Origin of the sequence: Bacillus sp. T2.9-1 (assembly GCF_950097965.1) — a bacterium.
In the GTDB taxonomy this organism is placed as follows: domain Bacteria; phylum Bacillota; class Bacilli; order Bacillales; family Cytobacillaceae; genus Niallia; species Niallia hominis.
This window is the reverse complement of sequence record NZ_CATNHG010000086.1, coordinates 130003-152196: the sequence shown is the minus strand read 5'-3', so window position 1 is coordinate 152196 and position 22194 is coordinate 130003. Positions and strand designations below refer to the sequence as shown.

Genomic DNA, 22194 nt, shown 5'->3' with positions numbered 1-22194 from the left:
TTCACTTTGCCTTACAGGGATTAAAAGGTTTTTAAAAAAGAAAAAGACGAAATTTTGATGAAAGAAAACATTTAGAAAACGGATACAAAATTAGAAGTTTTACTTTATAAAAAGGGAGCTAAAAAAAACTCCCACAAAAACTTGACTCAATCTATCTTACTTTCCAATTTTACTTCATCCAGAAATTCCGCTAAAATATATCATGTTAGTGAAGCGTTCAATCATACATAAATAACTACCTATATTGTTCAGTTAAGGATTGGTGAAAGGTATGGCAACTGAAAAGAAGAAGAAAAATGAAGTATGGGAATGGAGTAAAGCATTAATTATCGCTGTTTTACTCGCCTTTGTCATTCGATATTTTTTATTTGCTCCCATTGTAGTAGATGGAGAGTCTATGCAGTCAACATTGCTTGACCAAGATCGAATGATTGTAAATAAAATAAACTATAAAGTAAGTGAACCAAAGCGTTTTGATATTATTGTTTTTCACGCGCCAGAAGGCAAAGATTATATAAAAAGAGTAATTGGCTTGCCGGGAGATACGATTGAGTATCGAGATGATGTGTTATATGTCAATGGACAAGCTTATGAAGAGCCCTACTTGGAACATAATAAGGAAGGGCTAAATGGACTACTAACGGAGGATTTCACTGCAACCGTACCAGAGGATGAGTTATTTGTAATGGGTGACAACCGCAGAAATAGCAAAGATAGCCGCCATATTGGTACAATTGGCTATGATAAAATAATTGGCAGTACAAGTGTTGTATATTGGCCGATTTCCGATTTAAAAATAGTAGAATAATGTAAGTGGAAGAAATAGAGGTGCAAGATGACTATACAATGGTTCCCGGGGCATATGGCGAAAGCCAGAAGACAGGTAACGGAAAAATTAAAGCTGGTAGATATTATATTTGAATTAGTGGATGCGAGAATTCCTCAATCATCTCGAAATCCCATGATTGATGAAATCATCCAGCATAAACCGAGAATTGTGTTATTGAACAAAGCAGATATGGCAGATAAAGAACGTACAAAAGAATGGATAAACTACTTCAAAAAGCAAGGTATACAAGCGCTTGCGATTAATTCACACGCAGGGGTAGGAATGAAGGAAATTACTGCTTTAGCAAAAGTAGTTTTGGCGGAAAAATTTGATCGCATGAAAGCAAAAGGAATTAGACCACGAGCAATTCGAGCAATGATTGTCGGAATTCCGAATGCAGGTAAATCTACCCTGATTAATCGATTGGCGAAAAAAAACATTGCCAAAACAGGAAATACACCAGGTGTAACGAAAGCACAGCAATGGATTAAAGTAGGCAAAGAAATGGAGCTATTAGATACACCAGGAATATTATGGCCGAAATTTGAAGACCAAGAAGTTGGATTAAAGCTTGCTTTAACGGGAGCAATTAAAGATACTATTTTAAATTTACAAGATATTGCTATCTTTGGACTACGCTTTTTGGAAAAAGAATATCCAGAACGTTTAAAAGAAAGATATGATTTAGATACGATTCCAGAGGATACGGTTGAACTGTTTGATAAAATCGGCACATTTAGAGGAGCATTATCAGGCGGCGGTATGATTGACTATGATAAAGTGACAGAATTAATAATCCGTGATATCAGAAGTGAAAAATTTGGACCTTTGACATTTGAAAAAACAGAAGATATGTAAAAAGCTCTCAAAGAGAAGTGGCTAAAATCAGACACTTCTCTTTTCTATGTAAAGAGTAGGAGATAAATTTCTAATTTTCATAGTTATAAGGAGAGAAGAAATTTTGTGTCTGAAATGGAAAAATAACGGCCAACATTTTCGGAAGCGAAGTAAAAGCATACCGAACAGATTAAAATAAATAAAATCATCCATAAACCGATATAAATATCGAGGTGTAAAAAATGAAATTAGCAACGATGAAAGAAATAAAAGAGACGCTAGAAGGGATAAAGGAAGTTAATGACCCTTTTATCCTTGAATTACGAAAGGACGAGAGAAAAGGGGCTCAGAAGCTTCTAGAAGCATGGGAGAAGCGTATCGTAAAGGAACAGAAGCTTCATGACCATTTCGTCAAGATGAATCGTTATGAAATAGAAATAAGAAGCAAGGGATATACATATATTGCAGGCATTGATGAAGTAGGCAGAGGACCGCTTGCTGGACCTGTTGTCACAGCGGCCGTTATCCTTCCGGAAGGTTTTTACTTACCTGGTATCGACGATTCAAAGAAATTGTCAGAGAAAAAAAGAGAATTATTTTATGAGGTCATTAAAAATGAGGCAATTTCGATAGGGGTGGGAGTAATCTCACCTACAGAAATAGATCGAATTAATATTTATCAAGCAACAAAAAAGGGAATGTTAGAAGCGATTAATGAGCTTTCCCAAACGCCAGATTACTTACTTATTGATGCAATGAAATTAACCACTCCATACCCTAGCCAGTCCCTTATTAAAGGGGATAGTAAAAGTGTTTCAATTGCTGCGGCAAGCATTATTGCAAAAGTAACGAGAGATCGCATGATGAAAGAGTTACATGAAGATTATCCAGATTATCATTTTGCAAGCAATATGGGCTATGGCACACAGGAGCATCTAGTAGCTCTTAAGGAATGTGGTATTACGATTCACCATCGCAAGAGTTTTTCCCCTGTAAAAGAGATGGTGGAGAATATAAAATAGCTAATGGAATGGTTGTATTTCTGTGAAGGAAGAGAGGAGGAATAAGATGAATATTAACCATATTGTCCAAAATTTATTTCAAGAAAATCTTTTAAGTAGTAAACCCCTCGAATTAAGAGATGGGCAACTAGTATATGGGAAATTGTCTAAATTATTTCCTCAACAAATGGCAGAGGTACAAATAGGATCGCAAAAAATGCTTGCCAACCTAACCATTCCATTGACGGTTGATCAGAGTTATTGGTTTCAAGTTTCCATAACGAATGATAAGCCAGTTTTAAAAGTATTAACCCAAGCAAATGAAGCACCAACAGAAAAAGGAAATATGACTGGATTGCTTCATCAGCTAAATCTTCCTAATTCAAAGGAAAATCGAATGTTACTTCAGTATATACTTTCTAATAATCTACCAATTACGAAAGAAGCGATTGGAAACGTAAGAGAATGGCTACCGAGTTTTATTGGGAAACAAGATCTTTCGATTATTGGTCAAATGCTTGAAAGAGAGCTGCCTCTAACAAAAGAAGTATTTTCTAGTCTTACATCCTTACAATCAGATAAAGGATTTAGTGTCCTGATAGAGGAGTTGCAACACCAACTTTCTTCCCATAAAGTGAAGGAACCAATCTTAACCAATTTGCTTTCCAGTTTAACAGAGGGAGAAAATTTTTCCAAAGATAGTATGGTAGATACGATAAAAACTATAATTCATAAAATGGGCTATTCGTATGAAGCTGGATTATTAAAACGAACTCCGATGGAAGACGAACAAGCCTTTCATCAGGAAATGCTAAAGCCCATGCTACTAGAGTTAATGGGAAAAGACGTTCCAATAGCTGTGAAAGAGACAGCAGGACAACTGATCGATAAAATGACAGGCTATCAGCTTATGAGTCAGCAAACTGGTCCTATTATGCAGCTAGTTACAGAAATTCCCCTTCGTTTTTTCAACCAGCAGGTGGATGTAACGATGCAGTATAATGGCAGAAAAACGGAAGATGGCAAAGTGGATAGCAATTATTGTCGCATCCTTTTTTACTTAGAGCTTGCTCATATGAAGGATACGGTTATTGATTTAAATATCCAAAACCGAATCATGAATATGAGTATCCTTAATGATCAAGCAACTGAAATAATGCCAATAATAAAACAAAAGGAAGAGTCTTTAAAAGAAAGGCTTAGGGAGCTTGATTATAAACTGATGGCAGTTCATGTGAGACCTTTGACAAAAGAAGACAGGCCTATGTGGAGTCCTCAGCAAGCAATGCGAGTAAATGGTTACAAAGGAGTGGATCTTAAAATATGAACAAGCCTAGGCCTTTAAAACGAAAAGAAGCGATAGCGTTAACCTATGAGAAGCATAAACATTCAGCTCCTGCAGTTATTGCAAAAGGGAAAGGCTTAGTGGCTGAGCAAATACTTGAACGGGCGAAAAAAGAGAATATCCCGATTCAGGAAGATGCTTCGCTTGTAGAACTTCTAAGTAAATTAAATATAAATGAACAAATTCCAGAAGATTTATATATGGCAGTTGCTGAAGTGTTTGCATATATTTATTCATTAGAGAAGGAAACGACGAAAAAAGACGCTCCAAAAGGCAAAAAATGAAGAAAAAATATTTTTAAATGTAAAATATTTAAAGATAAAAGCCTTTTTTATAGACAAAGAAAGGTTTTTTCATTTAAAATGAAAGCGTGACCATATTTTTGTTTTTTCCAAATAGATAAATAAATCGTAAATCGCTTTTAGGAAAGCCTATTACTACAGTGAAAACGATTATTATGTCAAAAGGAGAAAACAAAAAAGAATGAAATAAATTTCATTCATTCGTTATAAGATGTATTAATGCAGTTGTCTCCAATTTTACAAAAAAGGGAAATCAAAGGGGTGTGGAAGCTTGAATATTCATGAATATCAGGGGAAAGAGATTTTAGAATTAAACGGCGTCTCAGTACCAAAAGGAAAAGTAGCTTTTACAGTAGAAGAGGCAGTGCGAGCTGCAGAAACATTAAACAGTGATGTATGGGTAGTGAAAGCACAAATCCATGCAGGTGGTCGAGGGAAAGCTGGTGGAGTAAAGGTTGCAAAAAGTTTGGAAGAAGTACAGACTTATGCATCAGATATATTGGGCAGCACATTGGTTACCCATCAAACAGGACCAGAAGGAAAATTAGTAAAACGATTATTAATAGAAGAAGGCTGCAGGATCAAGAAGGAATATTACATAGGATTTGTCGTGGACCGTGCAACATCTCGAATCGTATTAATGGCTTCTGAAGAGGGTGGTACAGAAATTGAGGAAATCGCAGAGAAGTACCCAGAGAAGATTGTCAAAGAAGTTATTGATCCAGTAACTGGTCTTACTCCGTTTCAAGCACGTCGGGTTGCATTTGCAATTAATATCCCAAGCAAGCAAGTAAATAAAGCAGTTGCATTTATGACTGGTTTATATAAAGTATTTGTAGACAAAGACTGCTCGATTGCTGAAATTAATCCACTTGTGCTAACAGAGGATGGAAATATTATGGCGTTGGATGCAAAGTTGAATTTTGATTCAAATGCCCTTTATAGACATAAAGATATTGTAGCATATAGAGATTTAGATGAAGAAAACGAGAAAGAATTAGAAGCGTCTAAATATGATCTAAGCTATATTGCCTTAAATGGAAATATTGGCTGTATGGTAAATGGTGCTGGACTTGCTATGGCAACGATGGATATTGTTAAGCATTATGGCGGAGAACCGGCAAACTTTTTAGATGTTGGGGGCGGCGCAACAGCAGAAAAAGTAACAGAAGCGTTTAAAATCATTTTGTCTGATTCAAAAGTAAAGGGAATTTTTGTTAATATTTTTGGTGGCATTATGAAATGTGATGTTATCGCAACAGGAATTGTGGAAGCTGCAAAGCAGGTCAGCCTTCATGTGCCGCTTGTTGTTCGCCTAGAAGGAACAAACGTAGACTTAGGCAAAAAGATTCTTCGGGAATCAGGTGTGGATATTATAGCAGCAGAATCGATGGCTGATGGTGCTGAGAAAATTGTAACCTTAGTAGAACAAGGAGGGAAATAAGCATGAGTGTTTTTATTAATAAAGATACAAAGGTCCTTGTCCAAGGAATAACTGGTGCAACAGCACTTTTCCATACAACACAAATGATTGAATATGGTACAAAGATCGTTGGGGGCGTAACTCCAGGAAAAGGCGGTACAACGGTAGAAGGAGTACCTGTTTTTAATACCGTGAAAGATGCTGTAGAAGTTACGGAAGCAAATGCATCGGTTATTTATGTACCAGCTCCATTTGCGGCAGATGCGATATTAGAAGCGGTTGATGCAGAACTTGATTTAGTAATTTGTATTACAGAGCATATTCCTGTTCTTGATATGGTGAAAGTAAAACGCTATATGGAAGGGAAAAAGACTAGATTAATAGGTCCGAACTGTCCTGGGGTAATTACACCTGAAGAATGTAAGATTGGGATTATGCCAGGATATATCCATAAGAAGGGCCATGTAGGGGTTGTTTCTCGTTCAGGTACCTTAACATATGAAGCTGTTCATCAGCTTTCCCAGGCTGGTATTGGCCAATCTACGGCAGTAGGAATTGGCGGAGATCCAGTAAATGGAACAGATTTTATTGATACACTAAAGGCATTTAATGAAGATGAAGAAACGTATGCAGTAATTATGATTGGAGAAATCGGTGGTACTGCAGAAGAAGAAGCGGCAAGATGGGTAAAAGCAAATATGACGAAGCCGGTAGTAGGATTCATCGGCGGGCGCACTGCACCACCAGGTAAGCGAATGGGGCATGCTGGTGCAATCATCTCAGGTGGAAAAGGAACGGCGGACGAAAAAATTAGCGTTCTATCAGAATGTGGCATAAAAGTAGCGCCAACTCCATCTGATATGGGAGCTACATTGATAGAGGTATTAAAAGAGCAGTCTTTATACGAAAAATGTAAAACACATGAAGTAGTTACAAAATAAAAAAGAAATCTAGTCTTATTTTGCAAATAAGGCTAGGTTTTTTCGTGATATTTTTTTAAGATTAGTTAGGAAGATATGTAATCTGCGGATTTACAAATGCAAACAGTGAAAATGAATACTAGGCATAATCCAAAAAACTATTTATAATGAAGGAAGATAATTCCTTATTTATGAAGTGTTTTTCGTCTTCCTTTTGTATGTTAGCTAATTTTTTGTGAAATAGTAGACAAGTGAAAGGAAGAAAAGATGGAAATTGTAAACAAAACATTAATTAAGCTACATCACTGTCGAGGAATTAGTTGGAAAATAATAGGGAGTCTTCTGAAAGAAGATCCTACTCTTCAGTTGCATAAAATCCCTTCCTTTTTATCCTCGTTACCTCCTAATGTTGAAAAGGAAATAGTGGAAACAATCCATTCGAATTATGTGGAAGAGCTAATGAACCAGTATCGTTACAATCATATCCACACTATTCCTTTTTTTGATCCATTATATCCACCCCTTCTAAAAGAAATCTACCAGCCGCCTTGGGTTCTTTATGCAAAAGGAGATCTTTCCTTGCTTCAATCGAAAAAAAAGCTAGCGATTGTTGGTTCCCGTTTAGCAACTACCTACAGTACGAAAGTGATGCAACAGCTTCTAAAAGAACTAGTAGAGGAGAAAATCACCATAGTAAGTGGTCTAGCCCACGGGGTAGATTCTATAGCCCATAAGCTTACTATTGATCATGGGGGTAAAACAATTGGCGTTATTGCGGGAGGCCTTTTTCATATTTATCCAAAAGAAAACCGCGAGCTAGCCGGAGAAATGATGAAAGATCATCTCGTGCTATCTGAATATCCCCCATTAACAAAACCACTTAAATGGCAATTTCCAATGAGAAATCGCATTATTAGCGGCTTAAGTAACGGAACCCTCGTGGTAGAAGCGAAGCAGAAAAGTGGCTCCTTAATCACCGCTAATTTTGCCGTCAATGAAGGGCGAGACGTATTTGCTATACCAGGAAATATCTTTAGTCCCTATTCAGTTGGCCCGAATGAATTGATTCAACAAGGCGCAAAGCCCGTACTCGTAGCGAATGATATAATAGAAGAATGGAAGCATTTAGAATAAGTAAAAGCCTCTAATTTATTTATATAAAAATAGTTTTTAATCTCTATTTTATCAATTGAAAAATAATCATTATCACAATAGGCAAATGAAAATAGTTTTCAATGCGAAAGGAAAGTGTTACGCTATAAACATAAAATTATTTAAGGAATTATCTTTTTTTATTTAAATTTTAATTGTTTTATCGGTTAATACTTGTACATTCGAGCAGACTGTGTGAAGTGGACACAAGCTGCGGAATTAGAAAGCAACCCTATTAGAAGCAGAAATAATCTTTCCATAAATTAGGGATTATTCATGAAACTTTAAAAAAAACTATTGCTATTTTTAGAAATTTGTTATACATTTTGCAACGTATAGATATTTAACCCGAAAAATTTACATAAATAAAGAGAGTGAAAACGTTTACTAGTTATCGGAATGTTTGACAAATCAAAACATAGTATACAATAATAGTGAATATTTAAATCCCTCTTAAGGAGGACAGTGGATGTCAGATTTTTTAGTAATCGTTGAGTCACCAGCAAAAGCAAAGACAATAGAACGATATTTAGGAAAAAAATTTAAAGTGAAAGCATCAATGGGACATATTAGAGATTTACCTAAAAGTCAAATGGGTGTTGATATAGAAAAACAATTTGAGCCAAAGTACATAACAATCCGCGGAAAAGGTCCTATTTTAAAGGATCTAAAAACAGCAGCAAAAAAAGCGAAGAAAATTTATTTAGCAGCTGACCCGGATCGCGAAGGGGAAGCAATTGCATGGCATTTAGCTAATAGCTTAAATGTGGACATTGAATCAGATTGTCGTGTTGTTTTCAATGAAATCACAAAAGACGCTATTAAAGAGTCATTTAAGCACCCAAGAGCGATTAATATGGACTTAGTGGATTCACAGCAGGCAAGAAGGGTTTTAGACAGATTAGTTGGATATAATATTAGTCCGCTATTATGGAAAAAAGTAAAAAAAGGACTGAGTGCAGGAAGAGTACAATCAGTTGCTGTACGTCTCATCATTGAAAGAGAGCGAGAAATCAAAGCATTTGTACCAGAAGAATACTGGTCTATTGAAGGTAGCTTTATTAAAGGGAAAAATAACTTTGAAGCATCCTTTTATGGAATAAATGGAGAGAAAATCGAACTTCATTCAGAAGAAGATGTTAAGAAAATAACTAGTCAACTAAAAGATAATAAATTTACAGTAGATAAAGTCAGTAAAAAAGAACGAAAGAGAAATCCCGCTGTTCCATTTACTACATCATCTCTCCAACAGGAAGCTGCCCGTAAATTAAATTTCCGTGCGAAGAAAACAATGATGTTAGCACAGCAATTATATGAAGGAATAGATCTTGGTAAAGAAGGAACAGTTGGTTTAATTACGTATATGAGAACCGACTCAACTAGAATTTCCGAGGTTGCCCAAGGAGAAGCATTTGAATTTATAAACAGCAATTATGGGAAAGAATATACAAGAGACGAGAAGAAAAAAGAGAAAAAGAATGCAAAGGTACAAGATGCCCATGAAGCAGTTCGTCCAACTAGCATTGGTCGAGAGCCAAATAAGGTAAAGGAATTTTTATCCCGAGATCAATTTCGGTTATATAAGTTGATTTGGGAAAGATTTATTGCTAGCCAAATGGCATCAGCTATAATGGATACAATGAGTGTCGATCTATCAAACGGCGACGTAAAATTCCGTGCAAACGGCTCAAAAATTAAGTTCCCTGGCTTTATGAAAGTTTATGTGGAAGGCACAGATGATAACGTTGATGAAAAAGACCGCCAGCTTCCTGATTTAAAGGAAGGGGACACGGTATTAAATAAAGATATTGAAACAAAGCAGCATTTCACCCAGCCACCTCCACGTTATACAGAAGCGAGACTAGTAAGAACGCTAGAAGAATTAGGTATAGGAAGACCATCAACATTTGCTCCAACCCTTGATACTATTCAAAAGCGGGGTTATGTAGCACTTGATAATAAACGATTTATTCCAACTGAATTAGGAGAAATCGTCTTAGAATTAATCTTGGAATTTTTCCCAGAAATATTAAACATTGAATTTACTGCCAATATGGAACAAGATTTAGATAATATTGAGGCAGGTAAAGTCGATTGGGTAAAAGTAATTGATGAATTCTATCAAACGTTTGAGAAAAGATTAGAAGTAGCTGAACAAGAAATGCAGACGATAGAAATAAAAGATGAACCAGCAGGAGAGGATTGCGAAGAATGCGGACATCCGATGGTTTATAAAATGGGCCGATATGGAAAGTTCATGGCTTGCAGCAATTTCCCGGATTGCAGAAATACGAAAGCGATCGTGAAGGATATTGGAGTAAAATGTCCGAAGTGCCATGAAGGGAATATAATTGAAAGAAAAAGTAAGAAGCGCAGAATCTTTTATGGTTGCGATCGTTTTCCGGAATGTGATTTTATTTCATGGGATAAGCCACTTCAAAGACCTTGTCCGAAATGCGAAAACATGTTAGTAGAGAAGAAGTTGAAAAAAGGGGTTCAAGTACAGTGCGTAAACTGTGATTATAAAGAAGAGCCACAAAGCTAACGAGGTTTCGTATAAAGATAATCGATCTACTTCGAAAATAACATTAAAGTAATGGTTCCGAGGGTGAGTGATGTGCTCACTCTCTTGTCAATTACTAACATATTATCTTTTGTGTATTTTCCTAAATATAATATATATGGAAGAAAAAGTAGTGGAAATTCGATTATATAAAAAAATATTTATTCTCTTGAAGTAGAAACTTTTCATTCTTTCATTCGTATAGTAAAATGCTATGAGTAATGACTTCATAAAAGTTGCGATTGTCTTTCGTGTTTTCCATGATTATTTAAATGTCTTGCTTTTAAATAGAAGGATGGTTCCTATATTTTAAGATTAGCTTTACAAATCGAAGGGAAAAGGAAGAAATAAACATGAAATGAAAGGATTGTCACAAACAATTCGGAACTTTGTGAAAAATGTGTAAATTTATTGCTTGTAGATAAAAAGTATGATAATATGATGAAGCCATTGTGAGGTGAGGGTATGAAACAGGAATTAAACAATCATGTTCAGGCATTTATTACCTATTTACAGATTGAAAAAAATTACTCACCATATACAATAGAATTTTATATGCAAGATATTGACCAATTTTTTCGCTTTATGAAAGATCAAGTAATAGACAAGTTAGATGACGTAAGTCCTTCTGATGTAAGAATATACTTAACAGAGCTTTTTTCACAGCAATTAGCAAGAAAGACGATTGCGCGGAAAATATCTAGTTTGAGAAGTTTTTATCGATTTTTGCTAAGGGAGAAGGAAGTAGGCAATAATCCGTTTTCTGCCGTATCGATTCCTAAGCTGGAAAAGAGATTACCTGATTTTTTCTATGAGGAAGAATTGCAGCAACTCTTTTTATCATGTGATACAAACACACCCCTTGGGCTAAGAAATAAAGCATTGCTTGAATTATTGTATGCGACAGGCATTCGTGTTGGAGAATGTACAAAAATTCAATTAAGCGATATTGATTTTAGTGTTTCTACCGTATTGGTTAGGGGAAAAGGACAAAAGGAGCGCTATGTTCCATTTGGTAGCTTTGCTCATCAAGCTCTTGAAGCGTACATAAAAACTGGTAGGAATAAACTGATGAAAGATAATTCATCTCATTCTTATTTGTTTGTTAATTATCGCGGAGGAATTTTAACAGATAACGGAGTTCGTGATATCTTAAATAAAATGATGGATACTTCATCCTCACAGGGAAAAATTCATCCCCATAAATTGAGACATTCATTTGCAACTCATTTGTTGGCAAATGGTGCAGATATGAGAACGGTTCAAGAATTATTAGGTCATGCATTTTTAACATCAACTCAAATATATACTCATGTAACAAATGAGTATTTAAAAAAGACATATATGTCTTATCATCCTAGGGCATAGTCATTTGGATAAGGAGGAAGTAACATGTCTGAAATGCCACAATTTCATGCAACAACTATTTTTGCGGTAAAACATAAAGGGAAGTCAGCAATGTCCGGTGATGGTCAGGTTACACTAGGGAATGCTGTTGTGATGAAACACACTGCCCGGAAGGTAAGAAAGCTTTTTAACGGGAAAGTAATTGCAGGATTTGCGGGATCAGTTGCGGATGCCTTTACCCTTTTCGAACTATTTGAAGGGAAATTAGATGAGTTTAATGGGAACTTACAGCGTGCATCGGTGGAGCTTGCGAAGCTATGGCGCAGTGATAAAGTTCTTAGAAAACTGGAAGCGATGCTGATCGTTATGAATGAAACAGACCTATTATTAGTATCTGGAACAGGCGAAGTAATTGAACCAGATGATGGTATACTTGCAATTGGTTCTGGCGGAAACTATGCACTTGCTGCAGGTAGAGCGCTCAAAACTTATTCTGGAGATAATCTTTCTGCATACGACATTGCGAAGGCTGCTCTAGAGATTGCTGGTGAAATTTGTGTGTATACAAATAATAATATCATCGTGGAAGAATTATAGGGGAGGATTTTTAATATGCAAAAAAGTGCTAGTTTAACACCTCGTCAAATAGTAGAGCGCCTTGATCAATATATTGTTGGACAAAAGGATGCCAAAAAAGCGGTTGCTGTTGCTTTAAGAAACCGTTTTCGCAGAAGCTTGCTGGATGAAAAGCTTAGAGATGAAATCAATCCAAAAAATATTTTAATGATGGGGCCAACTGGTGTCGGCAAAACAGAAATAGCAAGAAGGATTGCTAAGATTGTTAACGCGCCATTTGTTAAAGTAGAAGCAACTAAGTTTACGGAAGTAGGTTATGTCGGACGTGATGTAGAATCAATGGTTCGTGATCTTGTTGAAACATCTGTACGCTTAGTGAAAGAAGAAAAGATGTTTCAAGTTAGAGAGAGAGCAGAAGTTGCTGCAAATAATCGACTTGTTGAATTATTGGTTCCTTCTGCTGCAAAGAAAACCTCGAACTACAAGAATCCTTTGGAAATGCTTTTTGGCGGTGGAGCTACAGATACAGACGAAGAAGAGTCAACTGTGGAAGAAACTAGTAAGTCAGAAAAAAGAAAGATAGTAAAAGAAAAGCTTGCCTTAGGCGAACTAGAAGACGAAGTAGTAACGGTAGAAGTAGAAGAACAACAGCCTTCTATGTTTGATATGCTTCAAGGTTCTGGCATAGAGCAAATGGGAATGAATATGCAGGATGCCTTAAGTAGTTTTATGCCGAAGAAAAAGAAAAAGCGCAAATTAACGGTTAGAGAAGCAAGAAGCGTTTTAACAAACGAAGAAGCGCAAAAACTAATCGATATGGACGAGGTTACACAGGATGCTCTCGTTCGTGCAGAACAAATGGGTATAATCTTTATCGATGAAATCGATAAGATTGCTAGCAAGTCAAATGGCAGTTCTTCAGCGGATGTTTCAAGAGAAGGTGTGCAGCGAGACATTTTACCTGTAGTGGAAGGATCGACAGTCGTAACAAAATACGGTTCGGTTAAAACGGATCATGTCTTATTTATTGCTGCAGGTGCTTTCCATATGTCTAAGCCATCTGATTTAATCCCAGAATTACAAGGAAGATTTCCGATTCGTGTTGAGCTTACGAAACTAACAGTAGATGATTTCTATCGTATACTTGTGGAGCCAGACAATGCATTGATTAAGCAATATCAAGCATTATTGCAAACAGAAGGTATAGAAATTGAATTTTCTGACGAAGCTATTCGTAAGATAGCTGAAGTAGCTTATGAAGTAAATCAAAATACAGATAATATCGGTGCGCGTAGACTTCATACAATTCTAGAAAAACTATTAGAAGACTTGTCTTTCGAAGCACCAGAAATAACAATGGAAAAAATAACGATTACTCCGAAGTATGTGGAGGAGAAGTTAGGAGCCATCTCAAGAAATAAAGATTTAAGTCAATTTATACTATAATTTTGTAGAACTAAAATATACTCCTGAAAAGGTAACGGTATAAGTAGACATAGATTATTTCAAGTGTTGGTTTGAGTTAACAGGAGGAATATGAAATGGATTTATTAACGAAAACAAGAAAAATAAACGCAATGCTGCAAAGAGCTGCAGGTAAGCCAGTAAACTTTAAGGAAATGTCTGAAACGTTAAGTGACGTTATCGAAGCAAATATTTTCGTTGTGAGCAGAAGAGGGAAATTACTAGGGTTTGCAGTTAATCAGCAAATTGAAAATGATCGCATGAAAAAGATGCTTGAAGATCGCCAATTCCCAGAGGAATATACAAATAGCTTGTTTAACATTCAAACAACTTCAAGTAATTTAGAAATCGAAAGTGAGTATACTGCTTTCCCAGTTGAGAATAAAGAATTATTTGCGAAAGGTCTTACTACCATTGTACCTATTATCGGTGGTGGCGAAAGACTTGGAACATTAATTCTTGCAAGATTACAAGAACAATTCCATGATGATGATTTAATTCTTGCAGAATATGGTGCTACAGTAGTTGGAATGGAAATTCTTCGTGAAAAAGCAGAAGAAATCGAAGAAGAAGCAAGAAGCAAAGCTGTTGTTCAAATGGCGATCAGCTCTTTATCTTATAGTGAATTAGAAGCAATCGAGCATATTTTTGAAGAGTTAAATGGTAACGAAGGTTTATTAGTAGCTTCTAAAATTGCAGACCGTGTTGGTATTACAAGATCTGTGATTGTAAATGCATTGCGTAAATTAGAAAGTGCTGGCGTTATTGAGTCGCGTTCTTTAGGAATGAAAGGTACTTATATTAAAGTGATAAATGACAAGTTCTTATTAGAGCTTGAGAAATTAAAAACAAATAAATAAAAAGTATCTATTGAATATTCATTAATAAAACAGATGACGATAAAAAACCTTTTCAAATCATTGGAAAGGTTTTTTTGCGTTATATGAGCAGGAAGAAAGATTAACATGTTGGTTCGATTATACTATTAGCTATCGTTCGACAAAAACTGCGGATTTTCCAATTATTTTTCATTTACATTACAGAGTAATAACATGTATATATGTGTACATAGCCAATTAATCATATCGATTAGTAACTAATAACCATGAAAATAGTAACGGTAAAGGTTCGAAAAACACCAACTCATACCCGTTTTTAGGAATAATTATGTCAATTATGAACTAAAATAGGTAAAAAGCATCATTAAAATTATCCTCTTTTCCATAGACATATTATTGCAAATTCATTAAAATTAAATCTATCATGTAAAAAAAACGTCACAAAAAAACAAAATTCAACAATTTTCTCAAAATTCGTTTCTCGAGGTGTAAAAAATTGAATCTTTTTTCTAATACAATAACAACCTTAGAAAATGCAATAAATTACTCCAATCAAAAGCAAAAGGTTATAGCACAAAATATAGCAAATGTAGATACACCAAACTATAAAGCGAAGACAGTGACTTTTAAAGATTCGTTATCTAGTGCTATGAATGCAAATGTCACAAATAGTAAGCATATGTCTTTTTCCGCTAACAATGCTTCAACAACAGTCGTTTCCAAAAGTGGAGTTACTTATAATAACAGCGGTAATAGTGTAGATATGGATAAAGAAATGACAGACCTTGCGACAAACCAAATATATTACAATGCGTTAATTGATCGAATTAGTGGGAAATTTAGTTCGCTTGAAAATGTAATTAGAGGAGGGAAGTAAACATGACTATTTTTAATAGTATAAACACTACTGCCTCTGCTTTAACTGCTCAACGGTTAAGAATGGATGTTATATCTTCCAATATGGCAAATGTAGATACAACAAGAGGTAAATTAGTAGATGGAGAGTGGGAGCCATACAAACGAAAACAAGTTGTTTTTCAAGAGCAAGAAGGTTCGTTTGCTTCCCATTTGAATGCTGCAAGAGGAACAAGCTCAGATACAGGTTCAGGAGTTAAGGTATCTAAAATTGTAGAGGACGAAACACCATTTGAGATGGTTTATGATCCGGAAAATCCAGATGCAGATGAAAATGGGTATGTAAGTATGCCGAATGTAGATCCTTTGCGGGAAATGGTTGATTTAATGAGTGCCTCTAGGTCATATGAAGCCAATGTCACTGTTTTAAATGCTTCTAAGAGTATGTTAATGAAAACATTAGAAATTGGTAAATAAAAACGAATAGGAGTAATGAAATGGAACCTTTAAATTTTTCTGCAGTATCTTCTGCATTTCCATTAACAAATACAGCAACTATTAATAAAACATCTGTTGCAAATGCACAAAAAAACTTTGCGTCCTTTTTAAAAGATTCCATTAACAGTGTGAACCAGGCACAAAATGAATCAGATGCGCTAACAGATAAGCTAGCAAGAGGAGAGAACGTCGATTTATCTCAAGTAATGATTGCATCTCAAAAGGCTAGCATTACGATGCAAGCTACAATGGAAATACGTAATAAAGCAGTAGAAGCTTATCAGGAAATAATGCGAATGTCAGTGTAATAGTATGACTGTTTTCAAAAAACGAAGTGGGAGGATAAGAGGGTAACTCTTTCCTTCCCGTAAAAAAGCAAGTGTCCATGCGATTAACGGGCTTCGATGAAAAAGAAAACAATCTTGAGAAAACTGACGACATAATAAGATGGGCGGTTATTACCTAAACAAAATTATGGTAGCCGGGGGAAGAGAATGAAAGAGAATCTAAATAAAATATTTAATCCTTTAAAAGAGTATTGGCAAAGTCGTTCAAAAAAGCAAAAGACTGTCATAACAAGTAGCGGACTTTTGCTTCTTCTAGTTGTTATATTTTCAGCTTATTTTTTTACGAGAGTAACATTAGTGCCACTTTACAGTAATTTAACACCTTCTGAAACAGGAGCTATCAAAGAGAGTCTTGATAGTAGAGGTATAACTTCTGAAATTTCTAATGGGGGTACGGTTATTAGTGTTCCAAAAGAAGTAGTAGATACATTGAAAGTTGAACTTGCAGCAGAAGGAATACCACAGTCAGGTAGCATAGACTACTCTTTTTTTAGCGAAAATGCAAGCTTTGGAATGACAGATAATGAATTTAATGTATTAAAATTGGATGCCCTCCAGACAGAAATTGCAAATCTAATAAAAGGTGTGGAAGGGATTAATGACGCGAATGTTGTTATCACTTTACCAGAAGAAAGTGTATTTGTTTCTGATCAAGGAGGAGAAGCTACAGCCTCTATCGTGTTAAATACAAAACCAGGCTATAACTTCTCAGAAAATCAAATAAAAGGGTTATATACACTCGTGTCCAAAAGTGTACCAAACCTTCCTACAGATAATATCGTCATTACTAACCAGAACTTTGAGTATTTTGACTTAAATTCTTCAAATAATTCTGCGACAGATACTTTTACTGCGCAAAATAATGTAAAAAAACAAATTGAACGTGATATTCAAAGACAAGTACAAACCATGCTAGGAACGTTAATGGGTCAAGATAAGGTCGTTGTATCTGTTACTGCTGATATTGACTTTACCCAAGAAAACAGAGAAGAAAACCTAGTAACGCCTGTTGATGAAGAAAATATGGCAGGAATTGAAATAAGCGCCCAAAATATTACGGAAACATATACAGGGGAAAATGCTGCTAATGGGGGGGTTGTCCAGGCAGAAGACGAGACAGATACAACAACTTATAATACAGAAACAGGATCCGGTAATGGAGACTATGAAAAAGTCGAAGAAACCGTAAATAGTGAAGTAAATCGTATAAAAAAACAAATTGTTGAAAGTCCATATAAAATTCGTGATTTAGGTATACAAGTCATGGTAGAACCACCTGATGCTAATGATACTACTTCCTTACCACAGGAAAGCATTGATGATATTTCCAATATTTTAGGAACAATCGTTCGTACATCTATTGATAAAACGTCAACTGGTGGAGAACTGACGGATGAAGATATCCAAAGCAAGATTGCTGTGTCCGTTCAGCCGTTCAATGGAAAAACACAAGCAACAGAGGTAGTACAAACATCAATTCCTTGGTGGATTTATGCTGTTGGAGGAGCATTGCTTGCGATTATTATTCTATTAATCTTCTTATTTATGAATGCAAGAAAGAAAAAGAAACAAGAAGATGTGGAAGAAATTATTCAACCAGTTACTCCTGTTAAGGATATCAATGAAGAACAAGAAAATGAGGGGTCAATCAGAAGAAAGCAGCTTGAAAAAATGGCAAAAGAAAAACCAGAGGAATTTGCAAAATTACTACGTACATGGATAACAGAAGATTAAGGAGTGTTGTTAAATGGCAAGAAAAGAATCAAATGAATTATCCGGCAAGCAAAAGGCAGCCATTCTCCTTATATCATTAGGTCCTGATGTTGCAGCTTCGGTTTATAAACATTTAAGTGAGGATGAAATTGAACGATTATCACTTGAGATATCAGGAGTTAGAAAAGTGGAGAATACTTCTAAAGAAACGGTGTTAGAAGAATTTCATAATATTGCACTTGCTCAAGATTATATTTCTCAAGGCGGTATTGGATATGCAAAAACGGTGTTGGAGAAGGCTCTTGGAGAAGAACAAGCGTCTATCATCTTAAACAGATTAACTTCTTCTCTCCAAGTAAGACCTTTTGATTTTGCGAGAAAAGCCGATCCGAGCCAAATATTAAATTTTATTCAAAATGAACATCCACAGACAATTGCTCTTATCTTATCGTATTTGGATCCAACGCAAGCAGGGCAAATTCTATCTGAACTGCCACAGGAAGTACAAGCAGATATTGCCAGAAGAATTGCGGTAATGGATAGTACTTCACCAGAAATAATTAATGAAGTGGAACAAGTTTTAGAAAGAAAGCTATCTAGCACTGTTACACAAGACTATACACAAACGGGTGGCATTGAAGCTGTCGTTGAAGTGCTAAATGGAGTAGACAGAGCAACAGAACGGACGATTTTAGACGCGCTTGAAATTCAAGATCCAGAATTAGCAGAAGAAATTAAGAAGAGAATGTTTGTCTTTGAGGATATTGTTACATTGGATAACAGAGCAATCCAAAGAATTATTCGTGATTGTGAAAATGAAGATCTTATGCTTGCTCTTAAAGTTTCTGGAGATGAAGTGAAAGAGATTGTCTATAGCAATATGTCGACAAGAATGGCTGAATCCTTTAAAGAAGAAATGGAATTTATGGGGCCAGTTCGCTTAAAGGATGTAGAAGAAGCACAATCAAGAATTGTTGCAGTTATTAGACGACTTGAGGATGCTGGAGAAATTGTAGTTGCCCGCGGCGGAGGAGATGATATCATTGTCTAGGTTAATTAAGTCAAGATATTCCAATCCTGATGCTAAGAAAGAGAAACTAATTTCAATTAAGTATATAGATACCTTCGATTCTGACTTTGAACAATCAAGGGAAGTAACACAAACGGAATATAACAACATAATAGCTACTGCACAGAAAGAAGCAGAAGAAATAAAGAGACTCGCCTTAGCTGAAGCTGAACAAATAAGTCTTCAGCTTTCAGAAGAAAGGCAAAATTGGGAATTAGAAAAAGCACAATTAATAGAAAACGCGAAGCAAGACGGCTATCAGGCAGGATTTGAGACAGGTAAAAACGCTGGATACAAGGAAGCATATAGTTATATCCAACAAGCGAAGGATACTGTAATAGCATCCAAGACAGATTATGAAAAGTATCTACAATCTGCTGAAAGCACTATTTTAGAGCTAGCTATTGAAGTGGCAGGGAAAATAATGAACAACAAGATAAAGGAAGACGAGCAACATTTCATTCCTCTTGTCCAGCATGCCTTAAAAGAAGTAAGAAAACAAAGAGAAATACAATTACATGTTAACCCTATCCATTACGAAATGGTAGTAGCAGAAAAAGAGGAGCTGCTCCAATTATTTCCGATAAAGCCTAGTCTATTTATTTTTCCGGATGAATCAATGGAGGAAAATGGCTGTATCATTGAAACAGCAACTGGTCGTTTGGATGCTAGTGTAGATACACAATTACTCATGATTAAAGAAACACTACTTGAAATATTGGAGAGTGAGGAAGGATGAAAGCACAGGCTTTATTAAGCACCATTTCGTCCATTGACTCTTATAAGCAATATGGTCGTGTGAAAAAAGTAGTCGGATTAATGATAGAGTCACAAGGTCCAGAAAGCTCGATTGGGGATGTTTGCAATATTCATATTGGCACAAAGCATAAACGGATTATTAAAGCAGAAGTGGTCGGATTTAATGATGAAAATATTATTTTGATGCCATACACAACAGTTAATGATATTTCACCAGGGTGCCTAGTTGAAGCTTCTTCTGAGCCATTAGAAATAAAGGTTGGACCAGGATTAATCGGAATGGCTGTTGATGCATTAGGAGTGCCTTTAGATGGTTCGTTGCTGCCAAAAGGGTTAAAGTCTGTTCCAATTGATCAGGAGCCCCCTAACCCAATGACAAGACCACCTATATCTCAATCGATGGAAGTGGGTGTTCGATTAATTGATGGGCTACTAACGGTCGGAACTGGCCAAAGACTTGGGATTTTTGCAGGTAGTGGTGTCGGAAAAAGTACGTTATTAGGAATGATTGCACGAAATACAAAAGCAGATTTGAATGTTATTGCTTTAATTGGAGAACGTGGAAGAGAAGTACGTGAATTTATTGAACGTGATTTAGGACCAGAAGGTTTAAAAAGGTCGATTGTTGTCGTTGCGACATCTGATCAGCCAGCACTAATGAGAATAAAGGGTGCTTATACAGCTACAGCCATTGCAGAGTATTTTCGAGATAAGGGGTTAAACGTCATGCTGATGATGGATTCTGTTACACGGGTAGCAATGGCACAACGGGAAGTCGGTCTAGCTATTGGAGAACCACCAACTACGAAAGGGTATACCCCTTCTGTATTTGCGATACTGCCTAAGCTTTTAGAACGAACAGGGACAAATGAATATGGTAGTATAACAGCCTTTTATACCGTATTAGTTGATGGGGATGATATGAATGAACCAATCGCAGATACGGTGCGTGGAATCTTGGATGGGCATTATGTCTTAGATCGGGCGCTTGCGAATAAAGGACAATATCCAGCCGTCAATGTCCTGAAGAGTGTTAGTCGGGTAATGAATCATATAGTGCCCAAAGAACATGTGAAAGCTGCAGAGCGATTGCGGGAGCTTCTTAGTACCTATATGAATTCCGAAGATTTAATCAATATAGGTGCTTATAAGAAAGGTTCTTCTAAAGAAATCGATACGGCAATTCGATTGTATCCAAGTATTCTATCTTATATAAAGCAGGCTACAGATGAGAAGGTTTCAATTGAGGAAAGCCTCCATTCCTTATTAACTTTAATTGGAACTGAGGGATAAAAGATGAGTTATCAATTTAAATTTGAAAAAATCTTAACTATTCGAGAAAGAGAAAAAGAAGAAGCTAGCTCGGCTTATAATCAATCAGTAACTAGATTTGAAGAGGCTGCTGAAAAACTGTATGAGCTATTAAAAAGAAAAGAAGAGCTAGAAGCATATCAAGCTGACAAAATGGCGACAGGTTTATCTGTTCAAGAAATTAGACATCACCAGCAATTTGTGGGCAATTTAACAAAAACTATCGAACATGCACAAAAAATGGTGCAAAATGCACGAAATTCGATGGTTTATTTTCAAGAAAAAATGCTAGAAAAAAATATCGAAGTCAAAAAATTTGTGAAGATAAAAGAAAAAGATCATTCCAATTATTTAGCGTTAGAAAAAGCAGAAGAGGCAAAACAAATGGACGATATTTCGCTTCAACAATATATGCAACATGAAAAGGTGGGTGGTTAAATGGAAAACTCATGGGAAGAAAAAAAGAAGCCATTTAATTTTTTCCAGCGTTTTCTTATGGTTGCTATCATTCCAAGCCTGTTTGCAGTCATTGTCCTTGTGTTATTGCTCATGTATTCGGGAGCAGATATTGCAGAAAAGGGAAAAGAGTTACTAAATACGATTCCTTTTCTAAATGAAGAAAAAAAGTCGACGGATAAATTGCTAGAAAATAATAAAAATACGATTGTCTCCTTACAAACAAAGCTGGAAGAACGGGAAGAGCAAATAAAATCGTTAGAGTCCCAGTTAGAAAACAGTGAAAATAGAATTCAATCTGTCAATTCGGAAAAAGAAAAATTACAGAGTGAGCTAACTTCTCTTCAGTCTGCTCAAGAAGAAACAAAAAAGGCAGTTGCTGAAATTGTGAAGACATATGATACAATGTCGCCTAAAAATGCTGCGGCCATCTTGTCAGAAATGAGTGAAAGCGAAGCATTGAAAATTTTGGCAGAGCTTAAACCAGCAAAACTTGCGTCGATATTAGAGAAAATGGAACCATCCATTGCTTCAAAATATACGGAGCTTTTAGCCGCTAATACAACGGTAAATCCTTAAGTAAAAGGT

22 protein-coding genes are annotated in these 22194 nt (G+C 35.9%); all 22 read left to right on the top strand.

Going from position 1 to position 22194, the window contains the following annotated elements; all coding sequences use genetic code 11:
* The first annotated feature begins 271 nt into the window (after positions 1-271).
* The 22 genes from lepB to QQZ16_RS10535 all read left to right on the top strand — a co-directional run bounded on the left by lepB (position 272) and on the right by QQZ16_RS10535 (position 22185).
* The gene (gene lepB, locus QQZ16_RS10640; RefSeq protein WP_031534451.1) at positions 272-808 is read left to right on the top strand and encodes a signal peptidase I; all 537 of its coding nucleotides are present in this window, start codon (positions 272-274) and stop codon (positions 806-808) included.
* Positions 809-835: 27 nt separating this feature from the next.
* On the top strand, positions 836-1687 hold the full coding sequence (gene ylqF, locus QQZ16_RS10635; RefSeq protein ID WP_031534453.1) for a ribosome biogenesis GTPase YlqF: 852 nt from the start codon (positions 836-838) through the stop codon (positions 1685-1687).
* Positions 1688-1908: 221 nt separating this feature from the next.
* On the top strand, positions 1909-2688 hold the full coding sequence (locus QQZ16_RS10630) for a ribonuclease HII (protein WP_235247689.1): 780 nt from the start codon (positions 1909-1911) through the stop codon (positions 2686-2688).
* Positions 2689-2734: 46 nt separating this feature from the next.
* Positions 2735-3994 carry a hypothetical protein gene (locus QQZ16_RS10625; RefSeq protein WP_284561346.1) on the top strand — a complete coding sequence of 420 codons (1260 nt, stop codon included), beginning with the start codon at positions 2735-2737 and terminating at the stop codon, positions 3992-3994.
* On the top strand, positions 3991-4296 hold the full coding sequence (locus tag QQZ16_RS10620; protein WP_031534459.1) for an EscU/YscU/HrcU family type III secretion system export apparatus switch protein: 306 nt from the start codon (positions 3991-3993) through the stop codon (positions 4294-4296). The genes QQZ16_RS10625 and QQZ16_RS10620 overlap by 4 nt, the downstream gene beginning before the upstream one ends.
* Before the next feature lie 289 nt (positions 4297-4585).
* On the top strand, positions 4586-5758 hold the full coding sequence (gene sucC / locus QQZ16_RS10615) for an ADP-forming succinate--CoA ligase subunit beta (RefSeq protein ID WP_284561345.1): 1173 nt from the start codon (positions 4586-4588) through the stop codon (positions 5756-5758).
* A 2-nt stretch (positions 5759-5760) separates the two neighbouring features.
* Positions 5761-6678 carry a succinate--CoA ligase subunit alpha gene (gene sucD, locus QQZ16_RS10610; protein ID WP_284561344.1) on the top strand — a complete coding sequence of 306 codons (918 nt, stop codon included), beginning with the start codon at positions 5761-5763 and terminating at the stop codon, positions 6676-6678.
* Positions 6679-6924: 246 nt separating this feature from the next.
* The gene (gene dprA, locus QQZ16_RS10605; protein ID WP_031534463.1) at positions 6925-7791 is read left to right on the top strand and encodes a DNA-processing protein DprA; all 867 of its coding nucleotides are present in this window, start codon (positions 6925-6927) and stop codon (positions 7789-7791) included.
* Positions 7792-8278: 487 nt separating this feature from the next.
* On the top strand, positions 8279-10354 hold the full coding sequence (gene topA, locus QQZ16_RS10600; protein ID WP_031534466.1) for a type I DNA topoisomerase: 2076 nt from the start codon (positions 8279-8281) through the stop codon (positions 10352-10354).
* Between the two features lie 483 nt (positions 10355-10837).
* On the top strand, positions 10838-11740 hold the full coding sequence (gene xerC, locus QQZ16_RS10595) for a tyrosine recombinase XerC (RefSeq protein WP_284561343.1): 903 nt from the start codon (positions 10838-10840) through the stop codon (positions 11738-11740).
* A gap of 33 nt (positions 11741-11773) precedes the next feature.
* On the top strand, positions 11774-12316 hold the full coding sequence (gene hslV, locus QQZ16_RS10590; protein WP_284561348.1) for an ATP-dependent protease subunit HslV: 543 nt from the start codon (positions 11774-11776) through the stop codon (positions 12314-12316).
* Between the two features lie 15 nt (positions 12317-12331).
* On the top strand, positions 12332-13741 hold the full coding sequence (gene hslU / locus QQZ16_RS10585; RefSeq protein WP_031534471.1) for an HslU--HslV peptidase ATPase subunit: 1410 nt from the start codon (positions 12332-12334) through the stop codon (positions 13739-13741).
* A 95-nt stretch (positions 13742-13836) separates the two neighbouring features.
* On the top strand, positions 13837-14619 hold the full coding sequence (gene codY / locus QQZ16_RS10580) for a GTP-sensing pleiotropic transcriptional regulator CodY (RefSeq protein ID WP_284561342.1): 783 nt from the start codon (positions 13837-13839) through the stop codon (positions 14617-14619).
* 475 nt (positions 14620-15094) lie between these two features.
* Entirely contained in the window at positions 15095-15475 is a 381-nt protein-coding gene (gene flgB / locus QQZ16_RS10575; protein WP_031534474.1) for a flagellar basal body rod protein FlgB, read from the top strand.
* Between the two features lie 2 nt (positions 15476-15477).
* Complete coding sequence (gene flgC / locus QQZ16_RS10570; RefSeq protein ID WP_031534477.1) at positions 15478-15930, top strand: flagellar basal body rod protein FlgC; 453 nt, start codon at positions 15478-15480, stop codon at positions 15928-15930.
* Positions 15931-15950: 20 nt separating this feature from the next.
* Positions 15951-16259 (top strand): flagellar hook-basal body complex protein FliE, encoded by a 309-nt coding sequence (gene fliE, locus QQZ16_RS10565; protein WP_284561341.1) that lies wholly within the window; start codon positions 15951-15953, stop codon positions 16257-16259.
* A 186-nt stretch (positions 16260-16445) separates the two neighbouring features.
* Complete coding sequence (gene fliF / locus QQZ16_RS10560) at positions 16446-18032, top strand: flagellar basal-body MS-ring/collar protein FliF (RefSeq protein WP_284561340.1); 1587 nt, start codon at positions 16446-16448, stop codon at positions 18030-18032.
* A gap of 13 nt (positions 18033-18045) precedes the next feature.
* A complete protein-coding gene (fliG, locus tag QQZ16_RS10555) occupies positions 18046-19062 on the top strand; it encodes a flagellar motor switch protein FliG (RefSeq protein ID WP_031534483.1) in 1017 nt (338 codons plus the stop codon).
* Positions 19055-19819 (top strand): flagellar assembly protein FliH, encoded by a 765-nt coding sequence (gene fliH / locus QQZ16_RS10550; protein WP_031534484.1) that lies wholly within the window; start codon positions 19055-19057, stop codon positions 19817-19819. The genes fliG and fliH overlap by 8 nt, the downstream gene beginning before the upstream one ends.
* Complete coding sequence (gene fliI, locus QQZ16_RS10545; protein WP_031534485.1) at positions 19816-21132, top strand: flagellar protein export ATPase FliI; 1317 nt, start codon at positions 19816-19818, stop codon at positions 21130-21132. The genes fliH and fliI overlap by 4 nt, the downstream gene beginning before the upstream one ends.
* Positions 21133-21135: 3 nt before the next feature.
* Positions 21136-21588, top strand: a complete 453-nt coding sequence (gene fliJ / locus QQZ16_RS10540) for a flagellar export protein FliJ (RefSeq protein ID WP_031534486.1) — start codon at positions 21136-21138, stop codon at positions 21586-21588.
* The gene (locus QQZ16_RS10535; RefSeq protein ID WP_031534488.1) at positions 21589-22185 is read left to right on the top strand and encodes a MotE family protein; all 597 of its coding nucleotides are present in this window, start codon (positions 21589-21591) and stop codon (positions 22183-22185) included.
* Positions 22186-22194 lie beyond the last annotated feature (9 nt).